Source organism: Vibrio sp. 10N.261.51.F11 (assembly GCF_041471665.1).
GTDB classification, from domain to species: Bacteria; Pseudomonadota; Gammaproteobacteria; order Enterobacterales; family Vibrionaceae; genus Vibrio; species Vibrio crassostreae_C.
Genome location: NZ_JBFROW010000005.1, coordinates 111,037 through 111,466 on the forward strand (window position 1 = coordinate 111,037; position 430 = coordinate 111,466).

The following is a 430-nucleotide window of genomic DNA, read 5'->3' on the forward strand; positions in this document are numbered from 1 at the left end:
GCTAAGTGCCTTTGTGGTCTCGAGGCCGAGGCTATTCATGAGTATCAATGGCGTCATGTAAAAGAGGCCATGTTGCTCGGTGTTCCTGTTGAACTTTCCGTTCAAACACGAAGAATCAAGTGTCGTGACTGCGGCATAAAAACAGAGTCTCTATCTTGGTTAGAGCCTTATGCTCGTATAACGAAGCGCTTAAAAAGTTATATAGAACAACTGCTGCCTCTTCTTCCCATTAAGCATATCTCCCAGTTAACAAGCGTACATTGGCACACCATTAAAGAGATAGATAAACGCCGACTTCGCCAAGTGGTACCGTCAGTGAAATGGGAGGGGCTAAGGCAACTCGTCATGGATGAGTTCGCTATCTTTAAAGGACATCGGTATGCCACGGTCATTGCTGACGCTAAGACTCACCAAGTCATTTGGATAGGGT

General features: G+C 45.8%; 1 protein-coding gene. It reads left to right on the forward strand.

The genetic code is table 11. The annotated features are described in order from the left end of the window. On the forward strand, positions 1-430 hold a 430-nt coding region (locus AB4351_RS22255; RefSeq protein WP_372125042.1), incomplete at both ends, for a helix-turn-helix domain-containing protein.